We start from the raw sequence: 17449 nt of genomic DNA on the forward strand, positions 1-17449 counted from the left end.
ATATGCCAAATATCGCGATAGAAATCGAAGCAACGGATCGCATCGAAGCGGATCGCATTCTGGCGCTCTACCAGCGAGGCAAACGACACATCGAGCTGGAAGCAGAAGTGACGAACGAAGTGTGGAGCCGAGGATGGACACCGGTGGGTAGACCAGTCTTTATCGGTTTGAGCCATGGCGCACCAGTGTTCTACCGATTCGAAGTACCAGTTGAGACGAGCCTTGGACGCTGAGTCCACTGCGTCAAAATCGGCCGCGTTCGAACGAGCAACATCGAGAATGCCCAGCTACGCGGGCTGGGCACTGATCTTTTCGCAGTTGAAAGGTTCGGGGCCGGGATGATTCCGTGTGGAATCATCCCGGCCCCGAGTGGAAGGTGTGAGATGGAAGCGTGTTACTTCGCGTACTGTTCTGGCCAGGTCTTAGTGACCAGGGTCAGTACATCGTAGGTTGCCACGATCTCGTCGTTCTGATTATGCAGCACAGCATCCCAGCGGACCTCACCGTATTCGTCAGTTACGCGAGGAGTGATCTGTTTTGCGGTCAGAGTGACGCGAATGGCGTCGTCGTAGGTGACCGGGGTGATGAACGACAGGTTCTCCAGGCCGTAGTTGGCCAGAACCGGTCCCGGGGCGGCGTCAACAAACAGCCCTGCGGCCCAGGAGACCAACAGGTAACCGTGGGCGACACGACGTGGGAAGAACGGGTTGGCCATCGCGGCTTCTTCGTCAGTGTGCGCATAGAATTTGTCGCCGGTTTCTTCGGCGAAATCCAGGATGTCATCCAGGGTCACGGTGCGCAGTTCGGAGGCGAATTGATCGCCAATGCGCAGGGTTTCGAGCGACTTGCGGAATGGGTGTTCGCCGGTGCCGTCGTCGACCATCTGACGGGTCACAGTATTGGCTTTGGCGCCCTGGTGCCACACACCGGTGATGGCGGTGAGCATATCGGGAGAACCCTGTAGTGACGAGCGCTGCATGTAGTGTTTGACGGCGCGCACGCCACCGAGTTCTTCGCCGCCACCGGCACGTCCCGGACCACCGTGGACTAGGTGCGGCATGGGCGAACCGTGGCCGGTTGAGGTTTTGGCGGTGTCACGGTTCAGTACGTGCAGCCGGCCGTGGTGAGCGGAGATGCCCAGGGTGGTTTCGGCAACATAGGCCTCGTCGTGAGAAGCTACGGTTGCCACCAGCGAACCGCCACCCAGTGCGGCCAGGCGCACGGCCTCAGCCGGGCTGCCATCGTAACCGATAACCGAGGTGACCGGTCCGAAGGCCTCAACATTGTGCACGGCTGGGGTATCGGCGTCGTCGAATTCTAGGATCGTGGCCGGGAAGAATGCGCCAGCGGCATCGTACTGGTCGATGAGGTCCGGACCACCGAGGCGAAGTTTGCCGCCGGCTTCGATGAGCTGACGGGTGGCGTTGGCAACGTCTTGCTGCTGTTCCTTGGAAGCCAGCGGGCCCATGGTGGAGCCTTCGGCATCCGAGGCGCCCACAGAGACCTTATCGGTCAGACGCGCGGATAGCGCGGTAATGAAGGGTTCCTTGATGGGCTCTGGGACGATGACGCGGCGGATCGCGGTACATTTCTGCCCGGTCTTGGCGGTCATCTCAACGAATACCGCCTTGACGAATGCCTCGAATTCTGGGGTGCCTTCGGTGGCATCCGGACCCAGAATTGCAGCATTCAGTGAGTCGGCTTCGGCAGTGAAACGCACTCCGCCGTTCAGGACGCTGTCGTGGCTGCGCAGGGTGTTGGCGGTGGATAGGGAGCCGGTGAAGGCCACGTGGTCGCGGTAATCCAGATGATCCAGCAGGTCACGTGCTGAACCTGAAAGCAGCTGCAGGGAACCCTCGGGCAGAATGCCAGATTCTAGCATCATGCGCACCACGGCCTCGGTAACATATCCGGTCGACGTCGCTGGTTTCACAATGGTGGGGACACCGGCGACAAACGATGGGGCGAATTTTTCTAAGAAACCCCAGACCGGGAAGTTGAACGCGTTGATTTGTACGGCCACGCCGGGGATGCGCTGGTAGATGTGGGTGCCCAAAAATGAGCCATCGCGTGACAGGACCTCGGTTTTGCCATCGATGATGACATTGCTGTTGGGCATTTCGCGGCGACCCTTGGATGAAAACACAAACAGCGTGGAAATCCCGCCGTCGGTATCGATGTAGTGGTCGCGCTGGGTTGCACCGGTGCGGAAAGAGATTTTATAGAGTTCCTCTTTGCGGCCATTCAGATACTGTGCCAACTCTTTGAGTTTCAGTGCGCGCTCGTGGGTGGTTAATTCGCCGAGCGAGCGCTGGCCAACCGTGCGGGCATAGTCCACCATGCCGGCGATGTCGATGCCGTCGGAAGAAACCTGGGTAATGAGTTCCCCGGTATTTGCATCGAGCACTTGGGTGATATTTTCTGGAGCGTCAGGAGCTTGCCACGTTCCCTGTGCATAGGACGATAGGACAGTTTGCGCTGGTGCGTTGATTGTCATGGGGCTGAAGACTCCTTATTACAGTCTGAACGTTCGTTCGGTTATTGCGGCCAGTATAGCGTAGATAACATTTTGCAGCCACCGAGTATTGCGACGCACGTCACGTGCGTGCTGGGTTATTTCTTGCGTCGGTCGAGGAATGCCTGCATGCGATCGAATTTGGCCTCTGACTCAAATAAGATGGCTTGGCCGAGGTCATCAGCCCACGGGTGGGCTTCACGCGGCAGTTGGAACACGCGTTTGGTGACCTGAACGGCCAGCGGGTCTTGTTCGGCAATCTTATCGGCCAGTGCGTGGGCGGCGTCCATGAGGTCTTCTGGTTCATGAATTGAGTTGACCAGCCGGTAGTGTAGGGCTTCTTCGGCGTCGAGCATTCGCCCGGTGAGTAACAGTTCCAGGGCGATACTCTCCCCGGCGAGCTCCTTGATACGCCACATCGCGCCGGCAGCGGGGGAGATGCCCAGTCCGGTTTCGGGCTGGCTGAACCGCACCTTGGTGGTGGCCACCCGAAAGTCTGCCGCCCAAGCCAATTCGGCGCCACCGCCCAGGGCAAAACCATCGATCGCAGCAATGACCGGCATGGGCAATTCGTTGATGCGGTTGAAGATCTTTGAGTTCACACCACGCAGGGCATCATGACGACGGCGCTCGCGCAATTGGACGATATCTGCACCCGAGGCGAAAATGCCCCGCGTGCGAGATGGATCTTTAGGGTGCGGGGTTTCGGTGCCGGTGATGATCAGGATGTGCGGGTGATCTTCCAACCACTGGCACAGGGTGTGGAACTCATTGACCATGGTCTGGTCGATCGCATTGAGTACGTTCGGACGGTTCATTGCCGCCACCACCCGGTCGGGTTTTTCGGCGTCCAGCCTTATCTCAAGGGCCTCGAAGTCGGCGGTCAGTGCGGTCAGTTCGTCAAATAGTGTCGACATGGAGTGTTCCTTTTCGTATGACGTGTGGTGGTCGAGGTGGTTTCAATAGCCGACGGCGCCGGATCCCGCGTCAAACGGGGTATCCGGCGCCGAAATGTAGTGTTGAGGCACCCATATTAGGCTTTGGCTGCGACGCCCTGTGCCGTATTCAATGCACTGAGGGAGGCGTCGTCGTCATTGAGATCGCGGCCTTCAACGGCTTTCGGAACCAGTAATACGCCGATTAGCGAGACAGTGGAAATACCTGCAATGTACAGGCCGATCATCCAGGACTGGCCGGTTGCCCCGAGGATCATTTCGGAGATCATCGGGGCGAAGGCGCCACCGATGATCGAACCGAATGCATAACCGATCGAGACACCGGAGTAGCGGACCGAGGCGGGGAACATTTCGGCATAGAGTGCCGATTGCGGGCCATAGGAAGGGCCCAGACCCATGGTCAATACGAAGATGGCGATGGTGAATAGTGGCAGGGATGCGGTGTCGATGAGGAACCACATGGGGATTGCCCAGGCGATGATCCACAGATAGCCGATGATAAAGGTTTTGCGCTTTCCGATCTTATCGCCGATCCAGCCACCGAACATCGTGAAGATCAGCCAGCCGATCCCACCGATAATTGAGGCGACCAGGGTGGCCGAGCGCGGCATATCTAGGACGTTGGAACCGTAGGAAGCGAAGAACGCGATGACCAAATAGCCTGCGGCGTTGTTCCCGGCGAAGATGAGGGCAGCCAGCAGGACCGGGCGTTTGTGGTTGCGCAGTAATTCGCCCAGTGGGGCCGAGGATTCTTTGCGACGTTCTTGCATTTCGGTAAACACTGGCGATTCGGCGACGCTGCGACGGATCAGGTAACCCACCAGAATTAGGACAACAGAAGACAAAAATGGAATACGCCAGCCCCAGGCGAGGAATTGCTCTTCGGTCAAAAAGTTCGTCACGGAGAACATGAACAGGGTGGCCAGGATCATGCCCAGCGGGACGCCGATCTGTGGGAACGAACCGAAGAAGGAACGACGGTAGGTTGGAGCGTGCTCAACCGACATCAAAGCCGCGCCACCCCATTCGCCGCCTGCCGAAAAGCCCTGCAGAATTCGCATCAGGATCAACAGGATTGGGGCGCCGACGCCGAGCACGGCATAGGTTGGCAACAGGCCGATAGCAGCGGTGGCTACGCCCATGCCCATCAGGGTGATCACGAGCATCAGTTTGCGGCCATAACGGTCGCCCAGGTGGCCCGCGATGATCGCGCCCAGCGGGCGGAAGAGGAACGAAATGCCAACGGAGGCCCACGAAACAATCTGAGCTAGGCCGGGGCTGTCGGCGGCAAGTGGTTCAAAGAATAGTGGTGCCAGGACGAACGCTGCGGCCTGGGCGTAGATAAAGAAGTCGTACCATTCGATGGTGGTACCGACGAGTGTTCCTGCAAGAACGCGGCGCTCTTCAGATCGAGTGCGCCCGTGAGGCGTGGTCGTGGACATGTTCTCTCCAGTGACAATTAGGGTGATGATGAATAGTGGTTGAGGGTGATGGTCCGTCAGGGATACTACCGTCGGCCGTTAACTCACTGAACGATCGGTCTGGAAAGACATTATGACATAGGTGTGAGCGTAATCACAAGCTTGGCGTGATGTTGCGGGTCTGTTGTACATAGTGGAACTTTCTCGCACCTGAGGAACATCCCGCGGCAACTGGAGAAGGGTGGAGTCGATGTGTTAAGAGCGCTGGGCCCGCGGGATCGTTCTAAATCGACCGCGGAACTCGGCGATAATGGTTCCGTGTTGGTCGGTGATGGTCACATCGCACAGACCGGAACGCCCGGTGGTGTTGTGACGGCGTCCAATAGCGATCAGCGCAGTGTCCACGGGCGCGGAGTCGATGAAGTGGATATCTGAACCCTGGGTTACGGAGATGGTGGAGTCATCGCCGTCGGGGTTATTGCATGCCCAGGCGAAAATGGTATCAGCAAAGGCAAAGAGCATGCCGCCGTGGGCGATATTGAAGCCGTTGAGCATCTCGGGACGGATGGTCATGTGGCCTTTTGCATAACCCTCAGCATATTCGGAGATCGTAATACCTAGCCAGTCGGCCGCTTTGTCCACGCCCAGAATGGGGTGATCATGCGGGCCGAATTCGCCTCGTTTAATGGAATGATCATCCGAAGAGGAGGGTGTGTTATTCGTCATGATGGATATCGTAGCCGTGTTTTCTTCAGGCCGCAGGAAGATCAAGACAGCAGTGCAAATCGCTGGGGTTATTCAACGGTACGCACCACAGTGTGTTGTCCTCGTCGCGGTCTCTTGGCGTTAGGCGCCAGTGGTTGCCAACAGCTTTTGCTTATCGGTGCGGTAGTGCTCCAGCTTGTCTGCATCGATTTCGGCACCAACCCCCGGTAGGTCGCGAACCCAGATGCGCCCGTCGACGATCTTGATTGGCTCGGCCAGCAGGTCATCCGACATATCTAAGAAGTTTGACAGTTCCCCGGCGCGAGCCGAGGTCGCGCGGTGTGCTGCACCAAAGGTTACGGTCGCCAGTGATCCCACCTGAGTGTCAATCTGGTTGCCCATGGTCACATCAACACCCAGGCCGGTGCACAGGCCAAGAATCTCGGTGGCCTCGGTGAAACCGGAGCGCGCCGTCTTGATGCAAATAGCGTTGGCCCCGCCGGAGAGTAATTCACGCGAAGCATCTCCGGCGGTCGGAACCGATTCATCGGCAACAATCGGAATCGGGGAGTGGTCCACCAGACGACGACGGCTCATGGCCTCTTTCGCATCGCAGGGTTCCTCCAACATCGTCAGACCCAAATCGGCTGTACGGCGTAGTACTTCCATCGCTTCATTGGCGGACCAACCGCGGTTGGCATCAAGATAAATTTCGACGTCGTCGCCCAGACCTTCACGTAGTACATGGCAGGCCTCAATGTCCAGCGATAGGGGACGGCGTCCGACTTTGAGTTTGAAAGTGGTGATGCCGTACTGTTCACCGAAGTGCTGAGCCTCTTCGAGTAGTTCTTTGGCCGGTTTGAAGCCCAGCATGTGGCTTACACGCATCGAATCGGTGTAGCCACCCAGTAATTTGTGGACCGGGGTCTGCAAAGCTTTGCCCAATAGATCCCACAGGGCAATATCGACGGCACCTTTGGCCACCTGATTGTTGATGGTCCGGTGTAGCACAGCGTGGACTTTTTCGCGGTCGAAGGGATCCAGTCCGATGATGTCGGGTCCGAAGACTTCTTCGATGATCACTTTAATTGAAGCCTGCGTTTCGCCGTAGGTATATGGTCGTGGCGGGGCATCGGCGATACCGGTGATCCCAGCATCGGTGTGGATGCGTACCAGAATGTGGTCTGCGGTCGTGACTTCACCGGAGGCAAATTTCAGTGGATGCGTATAGGGGATCGCATACGGAATTGCTTCGACGGCAGTGATCTTCATGTTTGCTCCAGAGTTCTTATGCAGATCGAATACTGTGGTTTTCTAAATTTCTGGTGGCCTCGCGGGCCAGTTCGATAAATGACGTCAGCAGTGGACTGTCGTTGCCGGTTTTCCATGCGGTGCCCAGCCCTACGGTGACCTCTTCTTCAAGCGGTCGCACCGCGATCGACGAATTCAGTGGGAAAGATTGGGAACCGGGGACAAAACTCACGCCCAAACCAGCACTGACCAGCGCAATGAGTGTGGAGGTTTCGGTGGCTTCTTGGACGATGCGCGGCCGGAACCCGGCCCGGCGGGCCATCTCGGAAATCACCGAGGACACCGAGGAGCTGCGGGGGTATCCCACGATGTCATCTTTGGCAAAGGCTTTAATGCTGACCGGCCCGGCGTCCTGAGCCAGGTGGTGCTGTTGCGGCAAAACGGCAACGAGGCGGGTCTGCTGAATTTCGTCAATGCTGATCTCCGAGGATTGCACCGGTGGCCGCAGAATGGCAACATCTAAGCGGTTTTCCAATAATGCTTCCTCCATCTCTGGTGTGAGCTTTTCTCCAGCAACCTGGAGCCGTACCAGTGGCATGCGCTCGCGGGCAACACGCACGATCTCTGGCATGAGCCGATAGGTTGCGGTGCCTGCAAAGCCCACGCGAAGAATACCTGCCGCACCGCGGCCTACCTCGGCGACGTCGTGTTTTGTTGCCTCGACTTCGGCCAGAATTTGTCGGGCCCGTTCCATCAACAAGGCGCCCGCCTCGGTGAGTTCAACTTTTCTCGTGGTGCGTTCTAATAGCAGGGTGTCGAGCTCAGCTTCCAGCTGTTTGATCTGGCTTGATAATGGGGGCTGGGCCATATGCAGACGATCAGCTGCGCGGCCAAAGTGCTTTTCTTCGGCAACGGCGAGGAAATACCGTAGGTGACGTAATTCGACCATGGTTTTCCTCCTCTAAGATCCGTTAGCCGGTGAAGTTAGCTGTGATTGCAATGACATCAGGCTACGTCGGCAGCCCATGACAAGTGAAAGACCTATTTCGATAGAATTCATATCTTCAGCCTATCAATGCTGGTAATTCTCGTACTTCTATATCTAGATCAAACGGTTTATGCTGGGTCAGGTCATCGCGTGAGATGACTACGCGCATAAGTGCTGTGTCCATTTGACCAAGGTGCCCATTCAGATGGTGCGTACGGATGTTTGGTTGAACGTGATGTTAATGGGTCTCATCATGCCGGGCATGTACACCCTGGTGACATTGATATTTGGTAGTAGTTTGTAGTTGGTGAGCTCTTAGAATCGAAAGGACACCGCATGTTATTTCTTGCACGCATGGACGTCGTCTTCCCGGAATCCATGGACGCTGCCACCAAGGCCGATTTCCAAGTTCGGGAGAAAGAATACTCCGGCAACCTGCAGCGCCAAGGCGTCATGAAAGGCATCTGGCGCGTTGTTGGGGAGTATGCCAACTACTCAATCTTTGATGTTGACGGCCATGATGAGCTGCACGAGATTCTGTCGGGTTTCCCGATGTTTGCCTACATGAATGTCAAGGTCACACCGTTAGCCAAGCACCCCAACGCCACCACTGATGACTTCTTTGGCGCGTAGTTCAAGATAGGGGTCTGCCCGGATTGTTGGGCTAGCGCTCCAACTCTTTCACTCGGTCCTCGTAGTCTTCTGCTGCGAGGGTTTTCGCTGATGGGCACAGTGAGAGAACAACTCCTGCACGGTCAGTAAAGAAGGGTTGAGACTGCACTAATTTCATCCTGATGTGATTGTGGTTCGACCCCTTGAATGAAGATGGGGCTAGCGGGCAGTTGGGACATTTGTCTCGGTTCTATCTACGACGGCTTGCGCATCCGGATTAGGCCATTTCTCTATACCCTTGGTGAGGTAGTTCACTATCGTCAGCGCAGTGCATCACTGCACAATGTGACAAGGGGTATAGTCCATGAGTGACTCAACCAGGTTCTCTTCAAATGTTTCTGCTGTGGCAGAAGCAGATCAAGATAACCAAACTGCCAGCGCACCAACCGCCAAAGAGCGGCGCAGGGTCTTAGGTGCATCATTACTCGGAACCGCTGTCGAGTGGTACGACTTCTTCATCTATGGCTCAGCTGCTGCGCTAATTTTCGGTCCGCAATTCTTCCCAACTGAGGATCCGCTGGCCGGCACGCTCGCGGCATTTGCTACATTTGCGGTGGGGTTCATTGCTCGCCCGCTCGGCGGCGTCATTATGGGTCACTACGGCGACCGCGTTGGTCGAAAATCCATGCTCATGTTCTCTATGATGCTCATGGGGGTAGCTACCGTAGGGATCGGACTGCTGCCAAACTATGCGGCGATTGGCATGTGGGCGCCAATCCTGCTGGTGCTGCTGCGTCTATTGCAAGGCGTCGGTGTGGGCGGCGAATGGGGTGGTGCGGTGTTAATGGCTGTGGAATACTCCCCGTCCAATAAACGAGCCCTTTACGGGGCTTTCCCACAGATGGGGCTACCCATCGGGATTATCGCATCCAACATTGTCTTCATCGTCGTCACCAACATCATGGCCCCAGAAATGTTCCAGGCCTGGGGCTGGCGCATCCCATTTCTCTTCAGCGCCGTGCTAGTTGGTATCGCGCTTTGGATCCGGTTGCGAGTTGAAGACTCCCCGGCGTTTAAGGCAGTCCAGTCCAAGGACGAAGTGGCGAAAGCGCCACTGGTTGACCTGTTGAAAAATCATCTGGGAACCGTGTTGTTGGCCGGCACCATTTCGATTGCTTCGCCTGCGCTGGGCTATCTGTATTCCGTATGGATGCTGTCGCACCGCGAAAACCTGGGCGCCGATGGCGTTTCACAGAACCTCATGCTAGCACTGATTATCTGGGGTGCAGTATGCCACCTGGTAACTGTGGCGCTGGGTGCGGTGCTAGCCGATAAATTCACCCAGAAACGCATCTTTTTGTGGGGCGCAGGCTTATTGGCTGTCTTTGCCTTCCCCTTCTTCTGGCTGGTCGACACCGGTGCTTGGTACAACATTGCCATCGCCTTTGCCCTGATGCTGCTGGCTCAATCGCTGATGGCAGGCCCGCAGGCGGCTCTTGTGGCGGAACTGTTCCCGGCCGAAGTGCGGTACTCGGGTGCCTCAGTGGCTTATCAAATCGGGTCGATTCTGGGCGGCGGGTTCATGCCGCTGATTGCGACCAGTCTGTATGCGGCATTCAATGATTCGTGGCCGATTGCGACCTACATGTTCATTCTCGCCGCCGTCAGCTTTATTGCCATGGCTGTGCTGAAGGTTGGCAAATACCGTGCATCGGTCGACTAACTAGGTTCGCGACATTTGTCGTAGTCGAGGTAGGTCACTAGCCGCTGCAGAACCTTGCACGGCATTCATAACCTATGAGTGAGACCAATCACAAGGATAGTAAGGAGTGGAGGAAACGATGTCTACGCTTACCCCCGTCGTCGAGGGCGCATATGTTTACGACACCAAGCTGAGTAATCAAGGTCGTAATCTCAACAGAATGTGCTTCTCTCTGAAAGACGCCGAAAACCGTGAGAAGTTCCAGGCGGATGAAGCAGCATACTGCGCCGCCTATAACCTCACCGAAGAACAGCAGCAGGCCGTCTTGGATCGTGACTGGATCAGCATGATCGAAAAAGGTGGCGCTTCGATTTTCTACATCATCAAATTAGCGGCAATTGACCACAAATCCATGCAGGATCTCGGAGGCATTTTCACCGGGATGACTACTGAAGAATTCGTTGCAGAGTTACGCGCAGGAGGACGGAAGTTTGGCTGAAATTATTTGGGGTCTGGCAACCTCGCACGTACCATCCATTGGTGCAGCGATGGACCGCAACAAGACCGAAGACGAATATTGGAAACCACTGTTTGACGGCTACGGCCCGGCACGCGCATGGATGGCCGAACATAAGCCCGACGTCGCTATTGTTGTCTACAACGATCATGCCAACGCTCTTGGGTTGGAAATGATCCCGACGTTTTCTATCGGTACTGCCGAACGCTATAACGTCGCTGATGAAGGATACGGTCCGCGCTCCGTGCCAAATGTCGAAGGCGACTTGGATCTATCTGAACACCTGCTGGTCAATCTGGTTGACGAAGGCTTCGATATGACCGCCCTGCAGGAACTGGATGTTGATCACGGCTGCACCGTGCCACTATCGGTCTACACTCCTGATCCAGGTGATGCCTGGCCATGCCGTGTTGTGCCCATGCTGGTCAACGTCCTACAGTACCCGCAACCAACGGCAGCTCGTTGCCTCGCACTGGGTGAAGCACTGGGACGCGCCATTCGGTCATATCCAAAAGATATCAAAGTTGCCGTCTTCGGTACCGGTGGCATGTCGCACCAGCTGTCTGGTGAACGTGCCGGACTGATTAACGAAGAATTCGACCGGAACTTCTTGGAGAAAATCGAAACCGATCCGCAGTCTTTGGCTGCAATTTCTCGTGGTGAATATATTGAACAAGCCGGCTCGGAAGGCATTGAGATGATCATGTGGCTGATCATGCGCGGCGCTTTGGGGGACGACATCACCAGAATCCACGACACCTATCATGTCCCGGCATCCAATACCGCAGCTGCCCTGGCCTTATTTGCTACGGAAGCTGTCAACGCCAAGGATAACGAACTCGCAGCAGTTTAGGACTCGAAACGAAGAGGCGGTGGGAGAAAATCCACCAGGTAATGAGGGGAGAAAAATGAGTACATTTGTACTGGTCCACGGTGCTTGGCACGGTGGATGGTGCTGGCAGCGGACCGCTCCATTGTTGGAGCGTGCTGGCCATGAAGTCCACACACCCACACTGACGGGGCTATCGAATACGGCCCATTTATTGTCGCCGGCGGTAGGTCTTGATACTCATATTGAAGACATCGTCAGCTACATTGAGGCATATGATCTCAGCGAGGTAACCCTGGTCGGTCACAGCTACGGTGGCCAGGTCATTACCGGTGTTGCCGACCGCATTCCAGATCGTTTGGCTCGTCGGGTTCACTTAGACGGTTTTATCGGTGACGGCCGCCCAGCTATTGAGCTGCTGCCTGAGGGTCCTGCCGGGCACTACCGACATTCGGTAACAGAACAGGGCTTCGACTGGCTCATTCCGCTGCGCCCCTTAGAGAAACTTGGCGTCACCGACTCCCTAGACCTGGAATGGCTGACACCGCGGCTGACCCCGCATCCGTGGAAGACCTATACCGATGCATTGTCGCTCAGTGGTAACCATGAGAAGGTCACCGGGGTGTTTATTGAAAGTGTCGACTGGATGCGTGTCTTCCAAAAATATGCCGAGATCGCCAAAGAATCTGGTTGGGAAACATATACGCTGAACACCGGACACGAATCGATGGTCACAGCGCCTGGCGAACTGGCAGACACTTTGCTGACCATTGTTGAAAAGGACAACGCATGAGCATGGAATTCTTGGTTCGTTTTGAAACCTTCTTGCCAGAGTCCATGAGTCAAGAAACAGTCAAAGCCCTGAAAACTGCTGAACGGCAGCGTGCCATGGAACTGCGTGAAGCCGGGATTTTAAAAAGGCTGTGGCGGGTCCCAGGACGACGGGCAACCGTTGGGCTGTGGCAGGCCACTTCAGCCACTGAACTCCACGAAGCCCTGGCCTCACTGCCGCAGTTCCCCTGGATGGACGTTGCGGTAGAACCCTTGGCAACCCACCCGCAGGAGCAGTAGTTTCGTGGCAAATACACACGATCACGCCACCGGGCAGCCGCGAGCCATCGCACAACGGCTGTCCGGTACGTGCGCCATCGTCACCGGTGCTGCGCAGGGTATTGGCCGGGCCATCGCCGACAGGCTGGCCGCCGAAGGCAGCCATGTTGTGTGCCTGGATGTCCACGAAATGGCAGCACCGGTGGTGCAAGGTCAAGAATTTCACTTCTGCGATGTCACAGACGTCCACCAGGTGCAAGACGTCGTCGCCAACGTACTCGCCGAACACGGTGGTGTGGACATTCTGGTCAATAACGCTGGACTATTAGAACAGGCACGCTCACTGCGCGACGTCACTTCCGAACAATTGCATCAGTACTTCGATACCAATGCTGTTGGTCCGATGCTCATGGTTCAAGCCGCCTATGATGCGCTCATCACGAGTACGTGGCGAGGTAGAGTTATTAATATCGCCTCGCGGACCTTTTTCACCGGCAGCTCCAGGCAGCCAGCCTATGTGGCGTCGAAAGGCGCACTACTGGGCCTGACGAGGGTCATGGCGCATGAACTTGGCGAATACGGCGTCACCGTGAATGCCGTGGTGCCATCCCAGATTGCCAGCCCCGGAACACGCCGGTACACCTCCGATGAAGCTTTTGCTTCAACTATGGGCCGTCAGGCGATTCGTGAGTTCGTCACCGGCGATGATGTTGCTGGCAGCGTTGCATTCCTCGCGTCCCCGGATGGGACTATGATGACGGGACAAACCGTGGTCTGCGATGGCGGCGGACTGATGCGATAAGCGTGAATTTCCCACCGTTTGAAGGATGAATCTTGCCATGGGCACACCAGATTTCAACGCTACAGACATAGCTGCTCGTGATGCCAAAATCCAAGATCTTCAGCAACAGCTTGCCGACGCGCGCCGTCAAGAACAATATCTAACGGCGGTAACGCGCACGACCGCCAACCTGGCCTCGGAACGCTCTTTGCCATTGACCTTGACGGCAATGGCCGAGGAGATCGTGCAAGCTGATGAGCTCGTCGGTGTCCAAGTGTTGACGAATGAGCATGCCAGCGGCAAGCTCCACATGCTGGGCATGGCAGGATTCCCGCCATCGCTGAGCAGCTCATTTTACGCCAAACTCAAACAATGTGAGCAGCTTGGTGCAGACCTCATGATGCTCAAAGCATTCCATCTTGCTAAACCAGTGGTCATCGAAAACCGCTACGAGGAGGTCATGTCGGATCCATGCTGGCAGCCACTGCACGAATACCATCGGGAACCGCGCTGGGGAGACTTCGCCTCGTTTCCGATCATTGTGCGGGGAAAGACCGTGGGGATACTGAACGCCTTTGTAACCCCCGGATTTAAGGTCGACGCTCGCAGTTACGCATTTTTGAGTTCCATGGCCGAACAGGCCGCTTTTGCCATTGACTATGCCTCACTATTGGACGAGGAGCGGCAAATTGCTCAACGCCAAGAACGGCAGCAACTCGCCAGGAACCTGCACGACTCTGTTGTTCAACAAGTCTTTTCGATGGGTATGCTGTCGCAGACCGTAAGCGTTTTGGCTCAGAAAAATGATGCCAAAGTGTCGGCGCGGATCTTGGAAACCTCCCGCGATCTGGAAGACATCACATCATCGGTGCTCAAAGATCTCCGGATGCTGGTTGCACAACTAAAGCCCACGGTCATTGACGAGGGAGCATTTCGGCGCGCGTTGGAGACCTTTCAATCCACCACGCACCGGCAAACCGGGTTGGAGATTTCTACTCGAGTGGATCCGCGAGTCGACATGCTGGAACGAGAATTGGCCGAAGACCTCTATCACGTGATTGCAGAAGCAGTGCATAACGCGGTCAAACATAGCTCGGCCAGCGAGATCGACATCGACATTGTCATCGATGACCAACTGATGCTGACCGTCCAAGACAACGGAAACTCAGCTCATCATCAACTCTCACCGCACCACCTCGTCACTGCCGATCACCTGCCAAAACCCGGTAACGGTTTGAGTTTCATGCGAGAACGCGTGGAACGGTGGCAGGGAGAATTTTCTGTAGACTTTGGTGTCCCTCGAGGTACCGTTGTGCAGGCTAAGATGCCCGTGCTGCTACGACAGCCCCGAGATGAAGACAGTGTTTTGGGTCCTGGAGGGAATGGATAATGCCGAAAGAAATTGATATGCCGTCCGACACCGGTCACCAGGATACGCTCAAAGTTTTTGTTGTTGACGACCACGCCATAGCTCGTCGCGGTATCGCTGCATATTTAGACGTCCTCGACGATATGGAAACCATCGGGGAAGCCATAGACGGACAAGATGCCCTGGACCAAATGGCTGAATTCGCGGCATTCAAGAAATTACCGGATGTCGTACTGCTGGATTTGTTGATGCCCCGGTTAGACGGTGTGAGCACCCTGAAGATCCTGCGTGAAAAATACCCGCAAGTCCAGGTCGTGATTCTGACCAGCTACGACGAAGTCGAACGCATGAACACTGTGATGCGCCTGGGTGCAGCTGGTTATCTGTTAAAAGATGCCGGACCGCTTGAAGTCGCTTCAGCAATTCGCGCCGCGGTGAAAGATGAAGTATTTATTGCCACCTCGATGGCGAAGAAACTCACCCAAATGATGAACTCGCCAGCCAGCGGCATTTCCTCGTTGACCGAACGTGAACGGACCGTGCTGATGCTTGTGGGGGAGGGATGTTCCAATCAGGAGATCGCTAAGCGACTCCATATTAGCGAGCGGACTGCACGGACCCACGTGTCCAATATGTTGGGCAAACTCAATCTGAGCTCTCGGACCCAAGCAGCGCTGCTGGCCGTCAACTCGGGGCTCATCGCTCCCTAAGAACTTGGCGCCAGCTACGTCAAATGACGTAGCTACGTTCGACAGTTTGGCTCAAGAATGCCATGGGAACTGAAACTACAGTGGAGTGAGACGGGTCACGATCGTGGGATAGAGACTTCTCCTACACCGGCCACGAGTTTTTTATGAATAATCAGTCGATCCATCGAAAGGATTGTACCAATGTCGAATCCAAACTTGCAGGAGATCTTGGACAAATCTGCCAGCCCCCTCCAGCACCTACGCAACGTTCCAGCAGGCACCTATGTCTACCCGGTTGTCGCATCGGAATTCTCTAACTGGCGCAAAGAAGTTCAGGCGTGGCGGGATTCTGCCGTTTTATTTGACCAGACCCACCACATGGACAACCTGTACATCAAGGGCCCAGACGCACTGAAGCTGATCTCCGATACCGCGATCAACTCGGTTGAAAACTTCCCGGTCAACAAGGCCAAACAGTACGTCCCCGTCACCCCGTACGGCCACGTCATTGGTGATGGCATCCTGTTCAGGGAAGCCGAAGAAGAATTTGTTTACGTTGGCCGCTCACCTGCCGCCAACTGGCTGATGTTCCACGCAGAAACCGGTGGCTACAACGTTGAGATTGTCATTGACCGCCGCTCACCATCCCGCCCAATGGGTAAGGCCGTAGAGCGCGAAGAATGGCGCTTCCAAATTCAGGGGCCACGCGCCTGGGAGGTCATTGAAAAACTCCATGGCGGTCCACTGGAGAAATTGAAATTCTTCAACATGTCCCACATGAATGTAGGCGACACCCAGGTTCGTACTCTGCGCCACGGTATGGCAGGAGCCCCGGGTCTAGAACTGTGGGGACCATACGAAGACTACGATCGGATCCGCGAAACTATTCTTGAAGCCGGCGCGGAGTTCGGCCTGGAAGCCGCCGGTGCCCGTGCATACTCCTCGAACACCCTGGAATCCGGCTGGATTCCATCCCCACTGCCAGGTATCTACACCGGTGATAAACTCGCAGACTACCGCAAGTGGTTGGGCGCTGATAGCTACGAAGCCAACTCGGCTGTAGCCGGTTCCTATGTCCCAGAAAGTGTCGAAGGGTATTACACGACCCCGTGGGAACTGGGCTACGGTTCGTTCATCAAATACGACCATGACTTCATCGGTCGGGATGCTCTTGAACAGATGGATCCGGCAGCACAGCGCAAGAAGGTCACTCTGGCCTGGGACGGCGATGATCTGGCCACCATCCACGCTTCGATGTATCAGAACGAAGAGCTGCCATATAAGTTCTTTGACCTCCCGAACGCCAACTACGGCGCATCGAACTTCGATTCCATCGTGGACGAAGCCGGCAACGTCGTCGGTGTTTCGATGTTCACCGGCTACAGTTGGAACGAAAAACGCGGCCTGTCGCTTGCCATCGTCAACCCAGACGTCGAAATTGGTTCCCAACTGAAAGTCGTCTGGGGCGAGCCGGAAGCAACTGGAAAACTTTCCGTTATGCCACACCGCCAGTACAACGTTGGCGTTGACGTCAGCCCGGTTCCATACTCCGAGGTTGTTCGTCGTGAATACACCGATGGTGGATGGCGCAAGAAAGCAGCCTCCAACAGCTAACCGCTTGAGCAAGCTGCGGCGTCCGATTCCTTATTTCAGGCGCTGCAGCTTTGCTGACTCTTCCCAAAGAGCCCTACATGCTGCTATGAAACGTTGTTTGACTAGCAGCATTGTCATGACTACATCGTTTTCCACACCGCTGACTGCGGCTTGTAGAAGCCTCGACGGAGCGCACCACGTCGGGGTGTACCGTTCAAAGGATCCAATAGATATGAGTTCTGAATCCAATAATCTCATTGTTACGTTGTCTTGTCCGAATCAGCCGGGGATTGTGCATGCTCTGACTGGGGCGTTGTTGAAGGTTCATGCGGATATTGCCGAGTCTCAGCAGTTTGATTCCCCGCACAGTGGGACGTTTTTTATGCGCGTGCAATTTTCTACGGATTGTTCCGTGGCCGATACGCAAACAGCCATTGCCGACGTCGTTAAACAATACGATATGCAAGCCCG

The 17449-nt window shown here is 55.7% G+C and carries 18 protein-coding genes; 12 read left to right on the forward strand and 6 right to left on the reverse strand.

All coding sequences use genetic code 11. From position 1 onward, the window contains the following. Positions 1-233 (forward strand): hypothetical protein (locus K8V32_RS04500; RefSeq protein WP_303903528.1); only part of this gene is annotated, 233 nt, incomplete at its 5' end. A gap of 161 nt (positions 234-394) precedes the next feature. Here K8V32_RS04500 and paaZ read toward each other — a convergent pair. From paaZ to K8V32_RS04530, 6 genes are all read right to left on the reverse strand, one after another. Continuing rightward, positions 395-2497 (reverse strand): phenylacetic acid degradation bifunctional protein PaaZ, encoded by a 2103-nt coding sequence (gene paaZ, locus K8V32_RS04505; RefSeq protein ID WP_303903531.1) that lies wholly within the window; start codon positions 2495-2497, stop codon positions 395-397. Positions 2498-2613: 116 nt separating this feature from the next. Beyond that, a complete protein-coding gene (locus K8V32_RS04510) occupies positions 2614-3432 on the reverse strand; it encodes an enoyl-CoA hydratase/isomerase family protein (RefSeq protein WP_303903534.1) in 819 nt (272 codons plus the stop codon). 116 nt (positions 3433-3548) lie between these two features. Continuing rightward, a complete protein-coding gene (locus tag K8V32_RS04515) occupies positions 3549-4913 on the reverse strand; it encodes an MFS transporter (protein WP_303903537.1) in 1365 nt (454 codons plus the stop codon). A 234-nt stretch (positions 4914-5147) separates the two neighbouring features. Next, on the reverse strand, positions 5148-5618 hold the full coding sequence (locus K8V32_RS04520) for a PaaI family thioesterase (RefSeq protein WP_303903540.1): 471 nt from the start codon (positions 5616-5618) through the stop codon (positions 5148-5150). Positions 5619-5738: 120 nt separating this feature from the next. Beyond that, positions 5739-6869 carry a mandelate racemase/muconate lactonizing enzyme family protein gene (locus K8V32_RS04525; protein ID WP_303903544.1) on the reverse strand — a complete coding sequence of 377 codons (1131 nt, stop codon included), beginning with the start codon at positions 6867-6869 and terminating at the stop codon, positions 5739-5741. Positions 6870-6885: 16 nt separating this feature from the next. After that, complete coding sequence (locus K8V32_RS04530) at positions 6886-7797, reverse strand: LysR substrate-binding domain-containing protein (protein ID WP_303903548.1); 912 nt, start codon at positions 7795-7797, stop codon at positions 6886-6888. Between the two features lie 375 nt (positions 7798-8172). Here K8V32_RS04530 and catC point away from each other — a divergent pair, with 375 nt between their 5' ends. The 11 genes from catC to K8V32_RS04585 all read left to right on the forward strand — a co-directional run. Then, positions 8173-8469, forward strand: a complete 297-nt coding sequence (catC, locus tag K8V32_RS04535) for a muconolactone Delta-isomerase (RefSeq protein WP_303903551.1) — start codon at positions 8173-8175, stop codon at positions 8467-8469. Positions 8470-8812: 343 nt separating this feature from the next. Continuing rightward, complete coding sequence (locus K8V32_RS04540) at positions 8813-10171, forward strand: MFS transporter (protein WP_303903553.1); 1359 nt, start codon at positions 8813-8815, stop codon at positions 10169-10171. A 118-nt stretch (positions 10172-10289) separates the two neighbouring features. Next, complete coding sequence (locus tag K8V32_RS04545) at positions 10290-10649, forward strand: protocatechuate 3,4-dioxygenase (RefSeq protein ID WP_303903556.1); 360 nt, start codon at positions 10290-10292, stop codon at positions 10647-10649. Then, positions 10642-11520 carry a class III extradiol dioxygenase subunit beta gene (locus K8V32_RS04550; RefSeq protein WP_303903559.1) on the forward strand — a complete coding sequence of 293 codons (879 nt, stop codon included), beginning with the start codon at positions 10642-10644 and terminating at the stop codon, positions 11518-11520. The genes K8V32_RS04545 and K8V32_RS04550 overlap by 8 nt, the downstream gene beginning before the upstream one ends. A 55-nt stretch (positions 11521-11575) precedes the next feature. Then, entirely contained in the window at positions 11576-12289 is a 714-nt protein-coding gene (locus K8V32_RS04555) for an alpha/beta hydrolase (protein ID WP_303903563.1), read from the forward strand. Then, the gene (locus tag K8V32_RS04560) at positions 12286-12567 is read left to right on the forward strand and encodes a muconolactone Delta-isomerase (RefSeq protein ID WP_303903565.1); all 282 of its coding nucleotides are present in this window, start codon (positions 12286-12288) and stop codon (positions 12565-12567) included. Before K8V32_RS04555 ends, K8V32_RS04560 begins: the two co-directional genes overlap by 4 nt. A 4-nt stretch (positions 12568-12571) precedes the next feature. Further along, positions 12572-13348 (forward strand): SDR family NAD(P)-dependent oxidoreductase, encoded by a 777-nt coding sequence (locus K8V32_RS04565; protein WP_303903568.1) that lies wholly within the window; start codon positions 12572-12574, stop codon positions 13346-13348. 37 nt (positions 13349-13385) lie between these two features. Then, positions 13386-14717 carry a GAF domain-containing sensor histidine kinase gene (locus K8V32_RS04570; RefSeq protein ID WP_303903571.1) on the forward strand — a complete coding sequence of 444 codons (1332 nt, stop codon included), beginning with the start codon at positions 13386-13388 and terminating at the stop codon, positions 14715-14717. Beyond that, on the forward strand, positions 14717-15406 hold the full coding sequence (locus K8V32_RS04575) for a response regulator (RefSeq protein WP_303903573.1): 690 nt from the start codon (positions 14717-14719) through the stop codon (positions 15404-15406). The genes K8V32_RS04570 and K8V32_RS04575 overlap by 1 nt, the downstream gene beginning before the upstream one ends. A 180-nt stretch (positions 15407-15586) precedes the next feature. After that, on the forward strand, positions 15587-16999 hold the full coding sequence (gene ligM, locus K8V32_RS04580; protein WP_303903576.1) for a vanillate/3-O-methylgallate O-demethylase: 1413 nt from the start codon (positions 15587-15589) through the stop codon (positions 16997-16999). Positions 17000-17210: 211 nt separating this feature from the next. After that, positions 17211-17449: ACT domain-containing protein (locus tag K8V32_RS04585; RefSeq protein ID WP_303903579.1), on the forward strand; the 239-nt coding region annotated here is incomplete at its 3' end.

Origin of the sequence: Enteractinococcus helveticum, assembly GCF_020742345.1 — a bacterium.
In the GTDB taxonomy this organism is placed as follows: Bacteria; Actinomycetota; Actinomycetes; order Actinomycetales; family Micrococcaceae; genus Yaniella; species Yaniella helvetica_A.

Coding starts and splice junctions, on each gene's coding strand:
- K8V32_RS04525 (WP_303903544.1), bottom strand. CDS start 6,869: ATGAAGATCACTGCCGTCGAAGCAATTCCGTATGCGATCCCCTATACG.
- K8V32_RS04545 (WP_303903556.1), top strand. CDS start 10,290: ATGTCTACGCTTACCCCCGTCGTCGAGGGCGCATATGTTTACGACACC.
- K8V32_RS04520 (WP_303903540.1), bottom strand. CDS start 5,618: ATGACGAATAACACACCCTCCTCTTCGGATGATCATTCCATTAAACGA.
- K8V32_RS04575 (WP_303903573.1), top strand. CDS start 14,717: ATGCCGAAAGAAATTGATATGCCGTCCGACACCGGTCACCAGGATACG.
- K8V32_RS04530 (WP_303903548.1), bottom strand. CDS start 7,797: ATGGTCGAATTACGTCACCTACGGTATTTCCTCGCCGTTGCCGAAGAA.
- ligM (WP_303903576.1), top strand. CDS start 15,587: ATGTCGAATCCAAACTTGCAGGAGATCTTGGACAAATCTGCCAGCCCC.
- K8V32_RS04515 (WP_303903537.1), bottom strand. CDS start 4,913: ATGTCCACGACCACGCCTCACGGGCGCACTCGATCTGAAGAGCGCCGC.
- K8V32_RS04540 (WP_303903553.1), top strand. CDS start 8,813: ATGAGTGACTCAACCAGGTTCTCTTCAAATGTTTCTGCTGTGGCAGAA.
- K8V32_RS04560 (WP_303903565.1), top strand. CDS start 12,286: ATGAGCATGGAATTCTTGGTTCGTTTTGAAACCTTCTTGCCAGAGTCC.
- paaZ (WP_303903531.1), bottom strand. CDS start 2,497: ATGACAATCAACGCACCAGCGCAAACTGTCCTATCGTCCTATGCACAG.
- K8V32_RS04570 (WP_303903571.1), top strand. CDS start 13,386: ATGGGCACACCAGATTTCAACGCTACAGACATAGCTGCTCGTGATGCC.
- catC (WP_303903551.1), top strand. CDS start 8,173: ATGTTATTTCTTGCACGCATGGACGTCGTCTTCCCGGAATCCATGGAC.
- K8V32_RS04510 (WP_303903534.1), bottom strand. CDS start 3,432: ATGTCGACACTATTTGACGAACTGACCGCACTGACCGCCGACTTCGAG.
- K8V32_RS04555 (WP_303903563.1), top strand. CDS start 11,576: ATGAGTACATTTGTACTGGTCCACGGTGCTTGGCACGGTGGATGGTGC.